The sequence below is a fragment of the Paenibacillus sp. JJ-223 genome, from assembly GCF_927798175.1.
Lineage (GTDB): Bacteria > Bacillota > Bacilli > Paenibacillales > Paenibacillaceae > Paenibacillus > Paenibacillus hubeiensis.
The window spans coordinates 1-628 of sequence record NZ_CAKMMP010000041.1 but is presented as its reverse complement, the minus strand read 5'-3'; the positions used below and the strand labels follow the sequence as shown (position 1 = coordinate 628).

1 rRNA gene is annotated in these 628 nt (G+C 52.1%); it reads right to left on the bottom strand.

Features of this window, described 5'->3' with window-relative positions:
* A 23S ribosomal RNA gene (locus tag L6H98_RS31180) occupies positions 1-628 on the bottom strand; the annotation flags it as partial.

The following is a 628-nucleotide window of genomic DNA, read 5'->3' as shown; positions in this document are numbered from 1 at the left end:
GCGGTACGGGCACCTTCATCTGGCTAGAGGCTTTTCTTGGCAGTGTGAGATCATGACCTTCGCTACTGTAATTTTCACTCCCCATCACAGCTCAGCCTTGCGGTTAGCGGATTTGCCTACTAACCAGCCTCACTGCTTGGACAGGCATCCATCAGCCTGCGTCACTACCCTACTGCGTCCCCCCATCGCTCGTAACGATTTACGGTGGTACAGGAATTTCGACCTGTTGTCCTTCGACTACGCCTTTCGGCCTCGCCTTAGGTCCCGACTTACCCTGAGCGGACGAGCCTTCCTCAGGAACCCTTAGGCTTTCGGCGGATCAGATTCTCACTGATCTTTTCGTTACTCATACCGGCATTCTCACTTGTATAATGTCCAGCGCTCCTTACGGTACACCTTCAACCCTTATACAACGCTCCCCTACCCCTGATCATAAGATCAAGCCATAGCTTCGGTGGTGTGTTTAGCCCCGTTACATTTTCGGCGCAGAGTCACTCGACCAGTGAGCTATTACGCACTCTTTCAATGATGGCTGCTTCTAAGCCAACATCCTGGTTGTCTGTGCAACTCCACATCCTTTCCCACTTAACACACACTTGGGGACCTTAGCTGATGGTCTGGGCTGTTT